Annotated in this window: 17 protein-coding genes and 1 tRNA gene; 9 read left to right on the top strand and 9 right to left on the bottom strand. The window is 63.1% G+C overall.

Annotation, left to right across the window (positions count from 1 at the left end; genetic code table 11):
* Positions 1–216: 216 nt before the first annotated feature.
* From ACX80Z_RS09255 to ACX80Z_RS09245, 3 genes are all read right to left on the bottom strand, one after another.
* The gene (locus tag ACX80Z_RS09255) at positions 217–681 is read right to left on the bottom strand and encodes an SRPBCC family protein (protein WP_019484037.1); all 465 of its coding nucleotides are present in this window, start codon (positions 679–681) and stop codon (positions 217–219) included.
* 34 nt (positions 682–715) lie between these two features.
* On the bottom strand, positions 716–3,187 hold the full coding sequence (locus tag ACX80Z_RS09250) for an ATP-dependent DNA ligase (RefSeq protein ID WP_459315631.1): 2,472 nt from the start codon (positions 3,185–3,187) through the stop codon (positions 716–718).
* 81 nt (positions 3,188–3,268) lie between these two features.
* The gene (locus ACX80Z_RS09245) at positions 3,269–3,760 is read right to left on the bottom strand and encodes an SRPBCC domain-containing protein (RefSeq protein ID WP_133185503.1); all 492 of its coding nucleotides are present in this window, start codon (positions 3,758–3,760) and stop codon (positions 3,269–3,271) included.
* 45 nt (positions 3,761–3,805) lie between these two features.
* Here ACX80Z_RS09245 and ku point away from each other — a divergent pair, with 45 nt between their 5' ends.
* From ku to ACX80Z_RS09220, 5 genes are all read left to right on the top strand, one after another.
* Positions 3,806–4,675 (top strand): non-homologous end joining protein Ku, encoded by an 870-nt coding sequence (ku, locus tag ACX80Z_RS09240; RefSeq protein ID WP_019484040.1) that lies wholly within the window; start codon positions 3,806–3,808, stop codon positions 4,673–4,675.
* Positions 4,675–4,944 (top strand): hypothetical protein, encoded by a 270-nt coding sequence (locus ACX80Z_RS09235; RefSeq protein WP_019484041.1) that lies wholly within the window; start codon positions 4,675–4,677, stop codon positions 4,942–4,944. The genes ku and ACX80Z_RS09235 overlap by 1 nt, the downstream gene beginning before the upstream one ends.
* Before the next feature lie 194 nt (positions 4,945–5,138).
* Positions 5,139–5,215, top strand: a tRNA-Val gene (locus ACX80Z_RS09230).
* A gap of 152 nt (positions 5,216–5,367) precedes the next feature.
* Entirely contained in the window at positions 5,368–6,165 is a 798-nt protein-coding gene (locus ACX80Z_RS09225; protein WP_024477135.1) for an SDR family oxidoreductase, read from the top strand.
* 118 nt (positions 6,166–6,283) lie between these two features.
* The gene (locus tag ACX80Z_RS09220) at positions 6,284–6,502 is read left to right on the top strand and encodes a hypothetical protein (protein WP_019484043.1); all 219 of its coding nucleotides are present in this window, start codon (positions 6,284–6,286) and stop codon (positions 6,500–6,502) included.
* A 33-nt stretch (positions 6,503–6,535) separates the two neighbouring features.
* Here the strand turns inward: ACX80Z_RS09220 and ACX80Z_RS09215 are convergent, their stop codons facing one another.
* From ACX80Z_RS09215 to ACX80Z_RS09205, 3 genes are read right to left on the bottom strand one after another with little or no spacing between them, the layout of a single operon-like run.
* Positions 6,536–7,225, bottom strand: a complete 690-nt coding sequence (locus tag ACX80Z_RS09215; protein ID WP_162148058.1) for a glycosyltransferase family 2 protein — start codon at positions 7,223–7,225, stop codon at positions 6,536–6,538.
* 11 nt (positions 7,226–7,236) lie between these two features.
* Positions 7,237–8,595 carry a bifunctional PIG-L family deacetylase/class I SAM-dependent methyltransferase gene (locus ACX80Z_RS09210; protein ID WP_459315630.1) on the bottom strand — a complete coding sequence of 453 codons (1,359 nt, stop codon included), beginning with the start codon at positions 8,593–8,595 and terminating at the stop codon, positions 7,237–7,239.
* The gene (locus ACX80Z_RS09205; RefSeq protein ID WP_459315629.1) at positions 8,592–9,653 is read right to left on the bottom strand and encodes an acyl-CoA dehydrogenase; all 1,062 of its coding nucleotides are present in this window, start codon (positions 9,651–9,653) and stop codon (positions 8,592–8,594) included. The genes ACX80Z_RS09210 and ACX80Z_RS09205 overlap by 4 nt, the downstream gene beginning before the upstream one ends.
* A gap of 131 nt (positions 9,654–9,784) precedes the next feature.
* Here ACX80Z_RS09205 and ACX80Z_RS09200 point away from each other — a divergent pair, with 131 nt between their 5' ends.
* Positions 9,785–11,284 carry an FAD-dependent oxidoreductase gene (locus ACX80Z_RS09200; RefSeq protein ID WP_459315628.1) on the top strand — a complete coding sequence of 500 codons (1,500 nt, stop codon included), beginning with the start codon at positions 9,785–9,787 and terminating at the stop codon, positions 11,282–11,284.
* A 53-nt stretch (positions 11,285–11,337) separates the two neighbouring features.
* Entirely contained in the window at positions 11,338–12,456 is a 1,119-nt protein-coding gene (locus tag ACX80Z_RS09195) for a phosphate ABC transporter substrate-binding protein PstS (protein ID WP_459315627.1), read from the top strand.
* A gap of 78 nt (positions 12,457–12,534) precedes the next feature.
* Here ACX80Z_RS09195 and ACX80Z_RS09190 read toward each other — a convergent pair whose 3' ends face one another.
* On the bottom strand, positions 12,535–13,092 hold the full coding sequence (locus ACX80Z_RS09190) for an SRPBCC family protein (RefSeq protein ID WP_459315626.1): 558 nt from the start codon (positions 13,090–13,092) through the stop codon (positions 12,535–12,537).
* 172 nt (positions 13,093–13,264) lie between these two features.
* Here ACX80Z_RS09190 and ACX80Z_RS09185 point away from each other — a divergent pair, with 172 nt between their 5' ends.
* The gene (locus tag ACX80Z_RS09185; RefSeq protein ID WP_019484051.1) at positions 13,265–13,744 is read left to right on the top strand and encodes a Dps family protein; all 480 of its coding nucleotides are present in this window, start codon (positions 13,265–13,267) and stop codon (positions 13,742–13,744) included.
* A 55-nt stretch (positions 13,745–13,799) separates the two neighbouring features.
* Here ACX80Z_RS09185 and ACX80Z_RS09180 read toward each other — a convergent pair whose 3' ends face one another.
* A complete protein-coding gene (locus ACX80Z_RS09180) occupies positions 13,800–14,612 on the bottom strand; it encodes an enoyl-CoA hydratase/isomerase family protein (RefSeq protein ID WP_459315625.1) in 813 nt (270 codons plus the stop codon).
* A gap of 47 nt (positions 14,613–14,659) precedes the next feature.
* The gene (locus tag ACX80Z_RS09175) at positions 14,660–15,559 is read right to left on the bottom strand and encodes a CPBP family intramembrane glutamic endopeptidase (protein ID WP_459315624.1); all 900 of its coding nucleotides are present in this window, start codon (positions 15,557–15,559) and stop codon (positions 14,660–14,662) included.
* A 128-nt stretch (positions 15,560–15,687) separates the two neighbouring features.
* Here ACX80Z_RS09175 and ACX80Z_RS09170 point away from each other — a divergent pair, with 128 nt between their 5' ends.
* Entirely contained in the window at positions 15,688–17,061 is a 1,374-nt protein-coding gene (locus tag ACX80Z_RS09170) for a GH1 family beta-glucosidase (RefSeq protein WP_459315623.1), read from the top strand.
* The last annotated feature ends 188 nt before the right edge of the window (positions 17,062–17,249 follow it).

The following is a 17,249-nucleotide window of genomic DNA, read 5'->3' as shown; positions in this document are numbered from 1 at the left end:
AGGATGAGTGGCCGGAAGTTCCAGTGCCTCGCCGGTATCGGCCGGGTCAATACTGGAGTGCCCGTGCGGTCCCCCACCGCCCGTTATGTGTCGGACGCCACCCTATGGACGGTACACGACCCACTCCCGGGAAGCTGGGCGTTCCAAAGCTCGACGACAACGCGGACGGCCACCATCGTTGGGCTGGCGGCGGTCCGGCGTCGAACGTCAGGTGGGTTAAACCTCGGACACCGCGGCGGCCAGGTTGTTCAGCGAAGCCTCCAGATCGTGGGCGGAAACCGCCGGGAAGGATACCTTCTTGAGCACAGTCGAATCGGTGACGCTGCTCCAGTCGTAGGTGAGAGTCACTTCGGTGGAGTCGGGGCCCTGGGGCGTCAACTCCCACACCCACTGCCAACCGGCAGGCTCGGCCCCAGCCTCAGCCGTTTTCCAGGCAAGGAGCTTGTTGTGGTCGTAACCCACCACATGGTTGTCGGTCTTGTAGTCCCCACCCAGCTTGTCCCAGTACTGGTTCATGGTGAACATCTGTCCCACAGCCGTAATCCTGTCCGACTTCTCGTCGGACTGCACCATGCCTGAGCCGTCAATCTGCGCGTGGCGCGCGGGGTTGGACAGGACGTTGAAGATCGCGTCAGCTGAAGCGTCGATGACGCGGGACGAGGTGATTTTCTTGTCACTCATTGTTGTACTCCTTGATGTTGTTGGTCAGTCATATTCACAGTTCGACGACGACGTCGGACGGCAGTTTGTCGGGCCGCCAACCCCGCCAGACGGGGTGGCGGAGTTTCCCCGCTCCGGTTCGTTCGCTGAATTGCACCTCCCCGACCAAAGCTGGGCGGACCCAGTGCGCGTCTGAGGCATCAGCGGCTGGCACATCCGCAAGTGGTGCAGTCTTCCGGGACATCTTGCGGAGTCGTGAACCAATTTCAGCAAGATCACGTTCGGTCAGGCCTGACCCCACCCGGCCCACATACTTCAGGTCGACGCCGTCGGGCACGGCCACCAGGAGGGAACCCACCTTGTGCGCACGGCTGCCTTTGCCCGGCCGCCACCCGACCACCACCACTTCCTGGGTGAGCTGGTCTTTGATCTTGACCCAGCCCCGGGACCTGCGACCGGCCGTATACGTACCGGAGGTGCGCTTGGCGACCACCCCCTCCAAACCGAGCTCCCTGCTGGCGGCCACGGCCTCCTCGATGGTGGCATCCAGGGCTGGGGGCACCTGAATATGGCCATCCGCGGGGCTGTCCACCGCCTGCTCAAGGATTTCCCGGCGCTGGGCATACCGCAGTTGAAGCAGCGAGTTGCCGTCGAGATAAAGCAGATCGAAAATCATGAAATGCACTGGGGCTTTACGGCGTGCGGCGTCGATCTCGGAGCTTTTGGTGAGATTGAAGCGGTTCTGCAGTAACCCGAAGTCGGGACGGCCCGACTTGTTCAGTGCCACTATTTCCCCGTCGAGCACGACATTGTTGCCGTTGACGTAGTCGCCCAGATCGGCCAGTTCGGGGTAAAGCGCCGTCATGTCATTGGCGTTGCGGCTGGTGAGACGCACCCCGTCGGGTGTCACTGTGGCGATTGCCCTGACCCCGTCCCACTTCATTTCGAAAGCCCAGTCCTCGTCGGCTGTCACGTCACCAGCCGAGCCGGGCGAGGCGAGCATCGGCATCAGCTCCGGCGGGGTCTCGGCGGCGCCCGACGCCGGGGCTTCGGCCGAGGCGTCAGCGGCGCCCTGGTCTTTCATCAGGTGCATCAACCAGTTCCTTTTGCCCGACTCGTCGCCGCCGGTGTGGATGAGGGCATACCGCCGGACGGGGCTGCCGCTGCGTGCCAGACCACCGTCGTCGCGCCCCTGAACCGTACAGATCACTTCCTTTCCATCGCGCCATTTCTCGGCGTGGTAGGTCCCGGAATCCCAGATGTACATCTCCCCGGCGCCGTATTCCCCCTTGGGGATGGTGCCCTCGAAGGCGGCGTACTCCAGGGGGTGGTCCTCGGTCTGGACGGCGAGGTGGTTCTTGTTGGGGGTGTCCGGCGGCCCCTTGGGTACAGCCCAGGAGACGAGGACGCCGTCGCGTTCCAGCCGAAAGTCGTAGTGCAACCGGCGGGCGTGGTGCTCCTGGATGACAAAACGGTTGCCGCCGGCGTCACTGACGCTGTCGGGGATCGGCTCAGGGGTCTTTGCGCTGTCCCGCATGGAGCGGTAGGTGTGCAGGCGGTCAGGAACGCGAGGCTCGGATGTCGTTTTGTCCCCGGGCCCGCCCCGGTCGCCGTCAGGCCCTCCGGAGGTCTCATCCAGCCCGGCGAGGAGATCACCGAGTTCCTGCACCCGGTCCATCATCTGCCGGTAGTCGAGTTGCGCCAGCTCAGGGTCCTCCAACTCCGCCCAGGAGCGGGGCGCGGCAACAGTGGGGCGCAGCCTGCCACGCAGGGAGTAGGGCGCCACGGTGGTCTTGTTCCTGCTGTTTTGGCTCCAGTCCACCAGCACCTTCCCCCCGCGCAGGGACTTCTTCATATCGCTGACCACCAGGTCGGGGTGGTCAGCCTCGAGCGCCCTGGCCAGCTCATGGGCAACGGTGGATACCTCGTCGGAGGACTGGGAACCATCCAGTGCCGCATACAGGTGGATGCCCTTGGAGCCGCTGGTGACGGGGTAGGGTTCCAGGCCCATGTCCTGCAGGATCACGCGGGCATGGCGTGCAACCTCGGCGCAGTCGCCGAGGCTCACCCCGTCGCCAGGGTCAAGGTCGAGGACCAGCCGGTCCGGATTGTTGATCTCCCCGTCCGGGCCGAACCTCCACTGCGGAACATGGATTTCCAGGGCCGAAATCTGTCCAAACCAGGTCAGGGTGGCCAGGTCATTGACCATCGGATACACGTTGACGTGGTCTTTATGGGCGATGGAGTGTCGTTGCACCCACGCAGGCGCCGACTGGTCGAGGTTCTTCTGGAAAAAGACCTGTCCGGGCTGCTCCGTGGTTCCCACCCCGTTGACCCAGCGCTTGCGGGTCACCGCCCGGTCCCTGGCGTGCGGAATCAGGTAGCCGGCGATCGCAGCATAGTAGGCGAGAACGTCCGCCTTGGTGGTCCCGGAGGCGGGATAGATCACCTTGTTGAGGTTCGTCAGCCGGAGGCGTTGACCGTCCACAGTGACAGTCTGCTGCTGCTGACCGGTGCTGGAACCCATGACACCAGTCTTGTCTGGAAGCGCCGCAAACGCCACACGTGCCCGGAAAAGCAGGGCACGGGATCCTGTCCCGGGGTGCTGCTAGTCGCTGAGTTTCTCCTGGTATTGAGCGACGAGGCGCTCCCAGTCAGCGGGGTTCTGGCCCAGCGGACGCTCGTTCAGGAGATCGTCGAGGCCAATCAGCGTGAAGTGCCAGCCCGCCGCCGAACTACCCGCGGCGTCTGGGTCCTGCAGGGTGTTGGTGAGGGTCAGCAGGGCGCCGGAGTCGCCGTCGTTCGCCAACTCCCAGCGCAGCACCTCCCGATCCCAGGTGTAGGCGAGAAGGTTCGGCTTCTCGGCTTCGAGGACCGTGCCTTTGGTGGGCCGTTCCCCAGGGAAGGTGAAGGTCACTTCGGCGCCCTTACGCGGGAGCAGGTCAAGTTCACAGGGGAACCAGTACTTGAGTTTGCGGGGGTCCGTCAGGTGCTTCCAGAGCACTGACGCGGCAAAGTTGTACCGCATCTCGAACCGGAGGGCGGGCTTGCCGTCGACTGTGGTCTTGGTGACCGTGGGCTCAGCTTTTTCAGGATTCACCAAGCCATCGTATCCGCGGAACCCAAACACTGGTTCACTTGGTACATGAGAGCCATCTGGAAGGGCGCCGTCGCTTTTGGGCTGGTCAATGTGCCGGTCAAGGTCTACAGCGCCACCGAAGACCACGACATCAGCCTCCACCAGGTCCACGACAAGGACGGCGGCCGGATCCGCTACCAGCGCCGCTGCGAGATCTGCGGGGAGGTGGTCGAATACAAAAACATCGACAAGGCGTACGACGACGGCGAGCGCACCGTGGTGCTCACCGACGAGGACTTCGCGACCCTTCCCGTCGAGAAGAGCCGGGAAATCGGCGTCGTCGAGTTTGTGCCCAGCGACCAGATAGACCCGATCATGCTGGACCGGTCTTATTTTCTGGAGCCGGATTCCAGTTCCACCAAGGCCTATGTGCTGCTGCGCCGCACCCTTGAGGAGACCGACCGCACGGCTATCGTGCAGTTCACGCTGCGGCAGAAGAGCCGGCTCGGTGCGCTGCGGGTGCGTGGGGACGTTCTGATGCTGCAGTCGCTGCTCTGGGATGACGAGGTACGCGAGGCCAAGTTCCCCGCCCTTGACGAGCGGGTACGGATCTCGGCCAAGGAGAAGGAAATGTCGGCTGCGCTGGTGGATTCCTTCTCGACCGATTTCGATCCTGAGAACTTCACCGATGAGTATCAGGAACAGCTGCGCACTCTGATCGAGGCGAAACTTGAGAAGGGGGAAGCCCTCGACACTGAGGAAACTTTCGGGGAATCCGACGACGACGAGGGCGGTGGCAAAGTCCTCGACCTCATGGAGGCACTCCGGCGGAGCGTCGAGAAGAACCGTGAGAAAAAGGGCACGCCGTCCGATCAGAAAAAACCGGCATCCAAAGGGTCCTCAGCACCAGCCAAAACAAAATCGAAAGGCGCCTGATGGCCACCTCGTCCTCACTTCTGCCCAGCTTCTTCACCAATTCGCGTGGCGAGCAGACCATCGTGCAGGCACCCAACGCGCCGGTCCTCGGGTGGACGGTCTTCGGCCTCGCTTCCCTCCTGGCGCAGCAGGACGGAAACAAGCGGCTATTGCTGACTCTCAGCCGGGTGTGCCTCGGACTGTGGGCAGTGCTTGAGCTGACCCGCGGTGAGAGCGGATTCCGCCGCACCCTGGGCGGCTTGACCCTCGGCTGGCTGGCACGGCGTTAGCCCGCAGCCTCACCCTGGGGTAACCCACGCAGCAGACGATGGGGGCTCGCCGAGGGATCTTGTAGCGAACTGACTGTTCGGCCGGGCGGCAGGGAATAGGGACCACGGTCACCATGGTTCAAGCGGCCGAATTTTTTCCAGCCCGGGTATGGCCTAAACTGGCAACTGTCCGACCGCGTCTGGGTTGGGCGCGCGCCTGTGTAGCTCAGTCTGGTAGAGCATCCGCTTCACACGCGGAAGGCCCGGGGATCAAGGCCCCGCGCAGGCACCACCACCGGCTCTCCGCCAACGCGGGGGGCCGGTTTTGTGTCAACAGGCCGGATTTGTGTCAACAGCCGAGTTTTAGGTCTACAACCCGGATTTTATGCCCTAAGAAGGTCAGCACACTTGCTTTCCAGGGTCCTTCCTCGGAAGGATGGGGTGATGGCCTACACACCCAGCACTGCAATAGTCACCGGATCCGACTCGGGCATTGGCCGGGCCACGGCCCTGGCCCTCGCTGAGGCAGGTTGTGATGTCGGTATCACCTGGCACTCCGATGAGGACGGTGCCAACGAGACCGCGCGGTTAGTCCGTGAGTTTGGCCGTAAAGCGGTGGTGACCCGGTTGGACACCACTGATGCGCCAGCCTGCGGCGATGTGGTGGACCAGATGATCAGTGACCTCGGTGGACTTGACGTGTTCGTGAACAACGCTGGTGTCAACGGCGGAACCCCCTTCATGGATACCAGCTATGACGAATGGCGCGGCACCCTGGCAGCCAACCTGGATGGCGCATTTGTCTGCATCCAGCGTGCGGCGGCACAAATGATTTCCGCCGGGAACGGCGGCAGGATCATTGCCGTCACCAGCGTTCACCAGGAACAGCCGCGCGTGGGCTCCGCAGCCTACGATGCGTCAAAACACGGTCTCGGCGGGTTAATCAAGACGATCGCCCTGGAGCTGGGCGATCAGGGCATTACCGCGAACGCGGTCCTGCCTGGCGAAATTGCTACGGCAATGAACGATGCCGAGGACAAGGATCCCCACGACATTGACCGCCCGGGTATCCCCGTGGGCCGCCCCGGTGCATCGGAGGAAGTCGCGGCAGTGATCGCGTTCCTGGCATCACCGGCGTCGAGTTACGTCAACGGCGCCTCCTGGGTCGTCGACGGCGGCATGCTCCAGATGGGCCCGCAGGCCGGTTCCCACCTGACCAGCGGTAAGTGGCGCGCAGTCTGACGTTCCATGCCCGGGTGCCAGGAGCCACCCCGAACACTCAGGTGGCATTCACTTGCCGTTCAGACAGGCGCAGTACGTTGAAGGCATTAGCTTTCCGTATTGAAAGGACCCACCGACCATGGAAACTTCGTCTCCGTCCCGCGAGGGCATCTCGGACTGGTCCACCCTCCGCCGTGGGCAGCGGGTCGCGTTCAATCACGACAGCGATGGGCCCGTAGCGGGGGTTGTCGAGATGCGCACCGACGACGCCTCGGTGTTGTGGATTCAACTCAACGAAGGTGCTGGCCGCCGCCTCATCCATTGCGAAGACGGATACCGGCTCAAACGGGCTGACTGATCCCGAACGTCCTGTTCGCTCCGCTTTCCCTGGTTACAGGGGAAGGTCCCGCAAATAGCCGGCGAACCCGCCGGGTGTCCGGCCCGTTGTCCTGGCGGATGTCGTGGCCCTGATGGAGTCCACCGCAGCCCACCTCACCCCCAGCGATTTCAGCCGAGCGATCAGATCTGCATCCTCATGGATGTCTAGGGCAGCGAAACCACCGACCGCCAGGTAGCTGTCCGCCCGGAATCCCAGGTTCGCGCCGTGAACGTAGTCGTGGCCGTCGTCGAGCGGGTGAGCGGCATGCCAGGCGCGCTCCAGCGCGGCATCCAGGCCTACCGGGTTGGGAACCACCGTCCCCAGGATCAGTTCCACCCCCGAGGCGGCCAGCCGGCACTGCTCGACGAGCCACTGCCCGGGCACCTCAGTGTCGGCGTCGGTGTTCGCCACCCAGATCTGGCTGGCTGGCTGGCCGAGCTGAGCCACCGCGTGGGCGACCCCGGCCCTACGTGCCAATCCCACCGAGGCGAAGTCAACTGCCAGAGGCTGGGCAACTGGATACTCGGCCACCACCCGTGCCGAAGCGTCGGTACATCCGTCCAGGACCACGGTGACGGACAGGGCGACTGACGGGTACGCGTCGGCGAGCGCCCTGCCCGCCTCATCGAGGGCGGCCAGGCACCGCGGCAGGCTCTCCTCCTCGTTCCGGGCCGGGACGACGACCGCCACCGCCGCTGGCACGGACGACGCCTTCACAAGACACCGGTCGCTCTGGCCACCGACACCGCCGGTGGCCGCACCAGAAGGTCGATGCGGAAATCCTCTTCGCGGTGTTCTGCAAAAACAGCTAGTGACGAGGCTGAACGAAATAGTTCGTGGACGGTGTCCCCATCCAGTTCCCAGCCATCTATTGGGTGCCGCCAGTGGCACAGGAGAATGACCCCGTCGGCTGCCAGCGATGCGACCGCACGTGCCACGACATCCAGCAATTGTGCCCGGCTGAGGAAGTAGCCCACCTCGGAGATTACGATCAGGTCGAATTGCCCCGAGGGCCAATCCCGTGGCACGGACGCAACCCGGGCAGTCGCCTCGGGGTAATCGCTCAACCGTTCCTGCGTAGCCGCCACCGCCGTTGGACTGATATCCAGGGCAAGGAGGGAATCCGTGCGCGCGGCGAGCTCGGCGGAGAGTATACCGATTGAACAACCCAGTTCGAGTGAAGCCGCAAACCGTTCCCTCGGTAACAGCGCCAAAGCCACTGAACGTTTTCGTCGTTCATAGAAGCGGTCCTTGAGCCCCCACGGATCGTCGGTGTCGGCGTGCAGCCGTTCGAACACACCCGATGATGGGGTGGGGATGAAGGTCTCAAAACCGCGGGCGAAGTGGTCCAGGAACCCCGGGGCGAGCAGTGCTTCGTCTCCCGGCTCGTCGGACAGGGGCGCCGTCTGGCTCGCATGCATGAGCAGGGCCGACTGTTTGAGGGTTTGCTCATCGCCAGCAAGATCAAGGATTTCGAGCTGGTTCCATGGCACCTCGGAGGAATCCGGCGTCGCCCAGTGCCACAGCCACACCGGGTACTCAAGCAGCGGAAGGTTCAGTTCCGCTGCCAGCTGTGCCGCAGCCGTACCGCCAGCTTCGTGATCCCCGTGCCCGTCCCCCCGCCACGGGGCCACCAGCAAGGTGCGTTCGCCCGGACGCCCCCCGGCGGCAACAATGCGGCGGAGCTGTTCGGTGAGCTCCTCGGCATCCAACCCGCCGTCGGGAAGGTTGAGGAAGTGCGTCCGTGCTGACGGTGCCAACAATTCGACGGCCTGCTCGAGTTCAATCCGCCGCAACTCGGCCAGCTGGACAGCAGTGTGGGTCGGGGAGTTCGGGTGGGACGCTTCGCCGTTGGTGGCGACCACAATATCCGTGGCAACTCCGGCGCGGGCCAGGCGTCGCACCAGCCCGGCTGCCCCAAGCGTCTCGTCGTCGGGGTGAGCCGCAACCACTATCACCCGTTCCGGCATTCGCCCATCGAAAAGGGCCTCAATACTGAGCCGGGCGTCGCTGCGCCAGTCCTGGCTCCAGCGGTGCTCGGGCGTTCCGGCGTCCTCGTGCGAAAAGGTCACCACGGTGCAACTCCGGTGTTCTGGAGCTGGCGGCCCAGGGCTGCTGCGTCCCGTTCGGCGTGGTGCTGGCGGAGATATACCTGCAGATCGGCCACCCTCCGGGCGTGGTCTTCCTCCAGGGCCAGGGGTGCCGGACCGAGCCCGTGGCCTACCATCCGAAGGATTGCTTCGGCAGCGTCGGCAACAACGCCCCTCACCCGCGCAGCCAGCAGCGCCCCGGCGGCACCGTGGGCCCGACCCGCGTCAATGTCGGTTGCAGCCGCCGCGAGCGCCCCCCGCGCGGCGTACAGGTGACGGTCCACCTCTCCGAGATACATCAGCGCTACCTGATCGGGGGTTCGTTCCCCCACTGAGCGCAGTAACCGCCGCGCAATGCCGACCGCTCCCCCATACCAACAGGCAGCCACCCCGAGCCCTCCCCAGGCAAACCCGTCGCGCTGCAAATACCAGTTGTCGGCACCTACGGGGCGGGCTGATGCCGCATCGAAGTCAATGGGGCCGCTGTCCACCGCTGCCAGCCCACGGCTAACCCAGGTACCGCGGATAGCCTGAACCGTCGGTTGGCGCAGGTCTACGCTGAAGGCGCGCCGTTCGCCATCCGGGACATGGGCCGTCACGATCGCGTAGTCCAGATTGCCCGCCAAAGAGCACCAGGGTTTCCGCCCGGTCAGCTGCCAGTCGCCGTCGTTGTTGAAAGAGTGGTGCGCTTCCAGGCGGTGCCCGGGCGCCTCAGCGGCGAAGACCCCCCAGGTTCCCGCTGCGACTGACAGTTCGGCTTGCCGCAGGATGGCTACCGCGTCGAGGTGAGGTTCAATGGTGCGCGCCACCGACAGGTCGGCTGCTGCGATGGTGGCCAAGGTCTCCCACAGGGTCAGTGTGGATCCTCCGCCCGGCAATGGGGTCCGCGCACCAAGCTCGGCGGCAAGGGCGAGCGCCCGCGACACCGAGCCAGCCGCCGCGACAGCGCTCTCGTAAAGGGTGTCCTGGGTGTTTGACCCGCTATCCAAAAGTACTGACCGCTTCGGCGTCGTCACATCATCCTCTTCATCTTGCGGCATGATAATCAGCATACTTACTCAATCCGGTGCCTGCCGTAGTCGAAGACACCGCGGGACATCTACGGGTCCTTGACTGGAACGGATTTTGGGAGTGGGCTTAGGTTCCACTACCCGACGGCAGAAGGCATCCGATGACATCCCTTTGGCAGGCAACCCGTCCGCAGTTCCCGGCCGACCCGTTCATGCCCGGCGCCACCTATGACTCAGTGGTGGTGGGGGCCGGGCTTACCGGAATCATTACCGCGCTGCTGCTGGCACGCTCAGGCCAACGGGTAGCAGTACTGGAGGCAAGGCGCGCAGGGGATGTCACCACCGGAAATACCACGGGCAAAATATCACTCCTTCAGGGGACCCAACTCTCCTCTATTATCCGGCACCATGACGCCGAGACAGCCCGCCACTACGTCACCGGCAACCTTGAAGGGCAATCCTGGTTGTTGCGGTTCTTCCGCGAGCACGGCATTCCGTTCGACACTCGGGACGCGGTCACCTACTCCGTCACCGACACTGGTGCTGCTGCGCTGAAAGCCGAACATGAGGCGTGCCTCGCGGCGGGGCTGACCCCGGTGCTGCAGGACGCCTCCTCCCTGCCGTTCGCCGTTACTGGTAGCCTCCGCCTCCCGGGGCAAGCACAGTTTCATCCCCTGCAGGGTTTGGCTGGACTAGCTGCTGACTTCAGGTCTCATGGCGGCCACCTGATTGAAGGAGTCCGGGTGGAGGGGATTAGCACCGGAAAATTGAAGGGAGACAAAATTGAGGTCAAAACCCCTCGCGGAACGGTGTGGGCTGAGCACTTGATCCTGGCAACAGGCACCCCCATTCTCGATCGCGGCGGACACTTCTCAGTCCTCACCCCTCAGCGGTCCTATGCCGTTGCTTTTGCCGTTGAGGGTCAGACCCTTGAGGGTATGGATGAGATGTTCCTGTCCATCGACGGACCGACACGCTCCCTGCGCACCGCCGTCGTCGATGGAAGGACGTACCTGATCGCTGGGGGCAATGGCCACCGCGTCGGCCGCGAAACCCATACGCAAGCCCTGGTCGATGATCTGGTGCGTTGGACCCAGCAACACTTTCCGTCGGTGAAGCCGGTTCATCACTGGTCGGCCCAGGACTACGAACCCGCATCAGCCGTACCCTATGTGGGCAAGCTCCCACTGAGTCGACACAACATTTACGCAGCTACCGGCTACAACAAGTGGGGCATGACCAACGCCGTCGCGGCGGCCTTGGCCTTATCGGCCGAAATTCTCGGCGGCCACATGCCCTGGGCCAACAAACTGTATGCCACCCGCGTCGCCCGGCAGGACGCCCTCAGTACGGTCAAGACAAACGCCGGTGCCGGACTGGAACTCCTGAACGGTTGGCTTGGTGGCCTGGCGCGGACCAGCACCGTCAGCCCACCGGAGGGTCAAGGTGTGGTGGTCCGCAACGGTGCTCGCCCCGAGGGGGTCTGCGTGGTCGACGGCGTCACCCACCGGGTTTCGGCAGTCTGCCCTCATCTGGGCGGTGTTCTGGGTTGGAACGACGCCGAGAAGTCCTGGGATTGCCCCCTGCACGGGTCACGATTCACGGCAGAGGGAACCTTGCTGGAAGGCCCCGCCACCCGCGACCTCACTAAGGGCACCTGACGCTGGAACCTGCCCAATTCGTTCACCCACTGTTCACCTGTATCGTAAATTAGGTGCTGCCTCACCCCACGCGTCGCCTTGCCCTCCTTGCCACCGCCGTCCTCGGCCTCTCACTCACCGCCTGCGGGTCCGACTATCCCCTGGGCCCCGAGCAGGAAGCCGCAGCCCAGCGTGCCAACTCAGACCTTCGAGGCACCATCACTGGCGCCGGATCCTCGGCGCAGGGTCCAGCAATGGACGGCTGGATATCAGGTTTCGGCACCCTTCACTCCCAGGCGCAATTGCAGTATTCCCCCGACGGCTCCGGTGCGGGGCGGGGGGCGCTACTTGCCGGAGCAGTGCAGTTCGCCGGCTCGGATGCTTACCTCAATGACGAGGAAATCGCCGAATCCGCTGAGGCCTGCGGCCCAGACGGCGCGTTCAATATTCCGGCCTACGTATCGCCGATCAGTGTCACGTTCAACCTTCCTGGGCTCACCGAGCTAAACCTGGATGCACCAACCATCGCCAGCATTTTCCTGGGCGACATCGACAACTGGAATGATCCAGCCATTGCCGGACAGAATACCGACGTCGATCTACCGGACCTCCGGATTACCCCGGTCAGCCGGTCGGACGATTCGGGAACCACAGAGAACTTCACCGACTACCTCCACGAGACCGTTCCGGACCAATGGACCTTCGAAGCGGATGGCACGTGGCCCAGTAAGCTCGGGAACGAGAACTCCAAGGGCAACGCCGGTGTTGTAAGCACCGTCGCCGGCACCGAGGGGGCAATCACCTACGCTGACGATTCAGCTGTTGGCCCACCGCTGGGAAGGGCGAACCTGCTGGTGGGAAACGAATACGTGCCGGTCAGCACCGAAGCGGCAGCCGCCGCCGTCGACATCGCCACTCCGGTCGAAGGCCGGCCCAGCTACGACATTGCGCTGACCCTCGACCGGACCACCACCAAAGCGGACGTCTACCCGCTGATCCTGGTGTCCTATCACGTCTTCTGCACTTCGTACCCGGACGAGACAACGGTCGGACTCATCAAGGAGTTCGGCACCTACGTGGTTAGCCCCGAGGGTCAGGAGGCTGCCGCAGAATCGGCGAAAAGCTCACCCATTTCCGCCCAGCTCTCCGAACGCGCAACTGAGGCGATTGCCGGGATTACGGTCCGCGACTAGGTCAATCCCATTAGACGGCTTCGGCCGGACCTCCACTTATGCGGAGTTCCGGCCGAAGCTTTCTAACGTGAGTCCCGGCTAGCTCGGCGCGACGGTTGCGCGCGGGCCACCCGACTCGGGATCGTCCAGTGACGGATCACTGAGATCCGCTGCTCCGGCTGCGGCCGTCGAGGTCCCCGACGGTGGCGCGTCAATGTCACCGCGCCAGGCCCCTGTCTCGGAGTTGTTGCTTTCGATGAACTCCTTGAAACGCTGGAGATCGGATTTCACCTGCCGATTGTCGGCGTTGACTACCGAGCCAATCTTTTCGGTGAAGGTCTCTGGATGCCAGTCCAACTGGACAGCAACACGGGAGGTGGTGTCGTCAATCCGGTGGAAAGTCACCACTCCTGCGTGGGACTTTCCGTCGACGCTCTTCCAGGCAATTCGCTCATCGGGGTGCTGCTCGGTGATTTCGGTGTCGAACTCTCGTTCCACACCGCCGATCTTGGTGACCCAGTGACTACGAGTGTCAGATGTCTGGGTGATCGATTCCACCCCGCCCATGAACTGGGGGAAGGTTTCGAACTGCGTCCACTGGTTGTAGGCAGTACTCACGGGTACTGCTACGTCGATGGATTCCTGGACTGTCGTCATATGGTTCCTCCTGTAAGTTCCACAATCAGTGAACTACTAAGTAAACTGATTGTATTCCTTGCCGCTGGATTTCAACAACATCCGCGGTCTAGGCTGAAGATTGATCCAAACCTCGCACCCGGCGCTTTCCCAGCACCGGGGGAGGGCAGGTTCTACCCACAGGAGGAAAAACATGAAGGCTTCCAAAACACTGACTGACAACATGCAGGCCGTGCTGGTTGAGCTCATCGAGCTGCACCTACAGGGCAAGCAGGCGCACTGGAACGTCGTCGGCAAGAACTTCCGCGACATGCACCTGCAGCTGGACGAGATCATCGACGACGCCCGCCTGTTTGCCGATCAGATGGCCGAGCGTATGCGCGCCCTGCACGCCGTTCCTGATGGCCGGAGCGGTTCGGTAGCGAAGGGCACCACCCTCAACCAGTTCCCGGCCGGTCTGGTCTCCACCAAAGACACGGTCACCATGGTTGTTGCCATGCTCGAAGGCACGGTAAAGACCATGCGCGACGTGCATGACCAGATCGACGAGGAAGACCCCACCACCGCCGACATTCTGCACGCCTTCATTGAGAAGCTTGAGCAGTACGCCTGGATGGTTGACGCAGAGAACATGGAACCGACCGCAACGGTTACCCAGCCTGCAAAGGCCTAGTTCAGTAAAGTCTTCGTCCAGCAAAGCCCTGGTACAGCAAACCTGCCTTCCCCGATTAGTTACCGGGGAAGGCAGGTTTTTCTTTGGCAAGGAACGCCCGGGTTCCTTCGCGCATGTCTGACGTGGTGAACGCCTGCTTGAATGAATCAGCCTCGATCGCCAGTCCGTCGGAGGTGGGCCGGCCTTCAACGTGGGCCATTGTTTCCTTGACCGCTGCGATTGCGGTGGGAGAGTGCCCGGCGATTTCGGCGATAGTTTTCCCAGCCGCGGCCAGCAACGCTTCCCGATCACCAAAAACCGCGTTGACCAAACCAAGGCGTTGAGCCTGTTCGGCCCTGATGCGCCGCCCAGTGAACAACAGTTCCCTGGCCTGGGACGGTCCCACCCGCTGCTGCAATCTCACTGAACCGCCAAATCCGGGAACCAGGCCCAGGCTCACTTCGGGTTGCCCAAACGAAGCTGATTCTGTGGCATAGATGAAGTCGCAGGCCAGCGCCAGCTCGCATCCCCCGCCCAGGGCGAATCCGTTGACCGCTGCAATTACGGGCACCGGGAGCGACTCGAGCCGGAGCGTGAGTGCCTGCATCCTGGTGCTGTAGTCCCACGCCTGGCCGGGTGTCATGACTGTCATTTCACGGATGTCGGCCCCAGCGGCAAATGCCTTCTCCCCCGCGCCGGTGATCACGACCCCGCGGACCTGCCAGCCGTGGTCGTTCCTGAATTCCCCTTCGAGAACGTTCAGAAGATGGTGCAGATCATCGACGACCTGGGTGGAGAGGGCGTTCAGCGCCTCGGGCCGATTGAGGGTGATCGTTACCACCGACTGAGCGTAGCTAGCCTGGATGGTTGAATATTCCTTAAACTGCATATTGGTTTCCTGTCGACGGTGGCGGCGTGGGTTGTAGCCGAAAATTCCTAGGGGAGCAGTTCCGGCGGAAGCGCCAGAAGCAGGCCGATGGCTGTTCCGTTGAAAACGACGTGGGTTACGATTGCTGGCCCCAGACGGCCGGTCCAGACGGTTAGGAATCCGCAGATCACCCCAACCGTAAACGTGCCGACGAGGAGATAGATCGACGACCTTAGGTCCCCTACCGCGCCGGTGTGCAAGAGGCCGAAGGCGAGGGAACTGACCAGGATCGCCACAACCGTTGCAGTCGTCAACGACCGCTGCGGAGTCGCGGTCGAGACCCGGCCCTTCGCTGAGCCTTTCAGCCACCATGCGTTCTGCACAGCTCGCAGGACCAGGCCGCGGCTGAAGAGTTCCTCAAGGAAAGGCGCAATGAGGGCTCCGCCGAGGACTGCGTTCACAAAGATCCAACCGCTGTCGCCAGTGAGAAAGATTTCCGCGTTGCCTTGCAGCACCTCGCCCTCGCCCAGCGGCCAGAGCAGAGTCATGATCACCTGAACTAATGCCAGGATAAAGCGGGCCGCGATGCCAACTCCGAGTCCTATGGCCAGGTCAATCCATTTGAATCTCAGACCGAAGTCCCTGGCAAGCGAACCAAATCCCCACACCCTTGAGGCCAGAACACTGCTCCCCAGCAGGGCAAGCCAGGTGAAACAAAGTGAAACGAAGACTAGTTCAGGCCCGAAGCTGAGCACCGAAGAGAGCGCTAGCGTGCCGCCCAGGGGAAGGGCCAACACCAGAAGCAATCCCACTGCGGCCTGCCAGAGTCCCCACCCGGGCTTCAGCGGGCCCGCCGGACCAAGCTGTGCGGGGTTCGCAAACCGGGCTGACACCCGTGCCGTGTCTGGGACATTCGAGGGGATCATTGCCTGTGCGCCGGGGTGGTCGGGGGTGGGGTTGATGCGCATATCCAGCACACTACCTCCCTGCCTCTCTGCAGCCAGCCAGCAAGTTCACAGCGTCAAGGCATTGACGCATCGGGGTCAGTGGGATTTAGGTGAAGGGATCAGGCTGAAAGCCCATAAAGGAGCGCACCGTGACCAGCTTTGGATTGCCGCCCGGGTTTGTGTTTGGGACGGCGACGGCCGCAGCCCAGATTGAGGGTGGCGTCCACGAGGGTGGCCGCGGTGAGAGTATTTGGGACGCGTACGCCAGGACTCACAAGAACATCCTGGATGCGTCGAGTGCGGCCATTGCCTGCGACCATTACCACCGGTATGCGGAGGATTTTGACCTGCTCAGGGAGTTGGGTGGGCAGGCGTATCGGATGTCAATCGCGTGGCCACGTATTCAACCCCTCGGACGCGGACCGGCCAACCCCGAGGGTGTCGCCTTCTACCACCGGCTCCTCGATGCCCTCCTGGACCGTGGTATTCAGCCGTGGGTGACCATTTATCACTGGGACCTGCCCCAGGCGTTGCAGGACGCTGGCGGGTGGCAGAACCGCGACACCGTTGATGCGTTCGCCGACTACACCCGGATTCTTCGGGATGAGTTCGGCGACAAGGTAGCGGCCTGGATGACCGTCAACGAGCCGGTGGTCCACACCGGCGTCGGGCACGCAATTGGCCGTGCCGCGCCGGGACTGATGATGCTGGGCAGTGCCTTCGTCGTGGCGCATCATCTTCTCCTGGCTCACGGTAACGCCGTGCGTACCCTTAGGGAGACCCTTTCCTCGCCGGTGGGTATCGTGAACAATCATTCGCCGGTGCAGCCAGCCACCGGCTCAGACCGGGACGCGCGTCTTGCGGTCCTTTACGACCAGTATCACAACGGCCAGTTCGCTGGGCCGGTCCTGACCGGCAGGTATCCACCGGAACTCGAGGAGGTGGACGGAATCTCCTTTGAGGTGATCCACGACGGTGACATGGAGATCATCTCCACCCCCCTGGACTTCTACGGCGTCAACTATTATTTTCCGACCCGGGTGGGTGCGGCTCCCCCGTTTTATCCGGTGCCGTTCGCTCCCAAAGAGTTTGTGGGAGTGCCGGTCACCGACTTTGGCTGGCCGGTGATGCCCGCCAGCCTGCTCAGAATTCTTAAGCAACTGAAAGCCGCCTATCCCCGGCTGCCCCCGGTGTACATCACCGAAAATGGTTGCGCTTACGACGACGGCCCGCAGGGTGGGCTTCAGGGATCAGGGGGCGCGCTGCAGGACACCCGCCGGATCGACTTTCTGGAGCAGCATCTCGCCGCCGTCGGAGAGGCGATCGCGGCTGGAATTGATGTAAGGGGTTACTTCCACTGGACCTTGCTGGATAACTGGGAGTGGCAGGAGGGGTACACCAAGAAGTTTGGTCTGGTGCGGCTGGAGCCAGCGACGCTGGAACGGGTACCACGGGCGTCCTTCCACAGATATGCCGAAATTATCCGTTCAGCGGGTAGTCCCACCAACGCCTACCCATCCTGACCGGTCTGAGCCCGTCCTCGTCCGTCTTGCCGCCTTACCGCCGATTGATTAGTCTGGCGGCCTGGCGAGCTTAAAGCGTGGCGGGCCTGGAGCGTCGCGGGTCGCCCGATCTCACAGTTGAGCGGTGGGGTCTGGACCCGCGTGCGGGCAGCGCGTGTGGGCAAAAAGGTCGTCGCCACTGTGCCTTT

The sequence above is a fragment of the Arthrobacter sp. TMT4-20 genome (genome assembly GCF_054510775.1).
Note: the sequence above shows the minus strand (reverse complement) of the source record. Positions and strands in the feature narration are given on the sequence as shown.

Bases quoted from the DNA above. Each gene is read 5' to 3' on its own strand.
- ACX80Z_RS09235 (WP_019484041.1), top strand. From the start codon at position 4,675: ATGGCCACCTCGTCCTCACTTCTGCCCAGCTTCTTCACCAATTCGCGT.
- ACX80Z_RS09250 (WP_459315631.1), bottom strand. From the start codon at position 3,187: ATGGGTTCCAGCACCGGTCAGCAGCAGCAGACTGTCACTGTGGACGGT.
- ku (WP_019484040.1), top strand. From the start codon at position 3,806: ATGAGAGCCATCTGGAAGGGCGCCGTCGCTTTTGGGCTGGTCAATGTG.
- ACX80Z_RS09200 (WP_459315628.1), top strand. From the start codon at position 9,785: ATGACATCCCTTTGGCAGGCAACCCGTCCGCAGTTCCCGGCCGACCCG.
- ACX80Z_RS09205 (WP_459315629.1), bottom strand. From the start codon at position 9,653: ATGCCGCAAGATGAAGAGGATGATGTGACGACGCCGAAGCGGTCAGTA.
- ACX80Z_RS09180 (WP_459315625.1), bottom strand. From the start codon at position 14,612: ATGCAGTTTAAGGAATATTCAACCATCCAGGCTAGCTACGCTCAGTCG.
- ACX80Z_RS09185 (WP_019484051.1), top strand. From the start codon at position 13,265: ATGAAGGCTTCCAAAACACTGACTGACAACATGCAGGCCGTGCTGGTT.
- ACX80Z_RS09220 (WP_019484043.1), top strand. From the start codon at position 6,284: ATGGAAACTTCGTCTCCGTCCCGCGAGGGCATCTCGGACTGGTCCACC.
- ACX80Z_RS09190 (WP_459315626.1), bottom strand. From the start codon at position 13,092: ATGACGACAGTCCAGGAATCCATCGACGTAGCAGTACCCGTGAGTACT.
- ACX80Z_RS09225 (WP_024477135.1), top strand. From the start codon at position 5,368: ATGGCCTACACACCCAGCACTGCAATAGTCACCGGATCCGACTCGGGC.
- ACX80Z_RS09255 (WP_019484037.1), bottom strand. From the start codon at position 681: ATGAGTGACAAGAAAATCACCTCGTCCCGCGTCATCGACGCTTCAGCT.
- ACX80Z_RS09175 (WP_459315624.1), bottom strand. From the start codon at position 15,559: ATGCGCATCAACCCCACCCCCGACCACCCCGGCGCACAGGCAATGATC.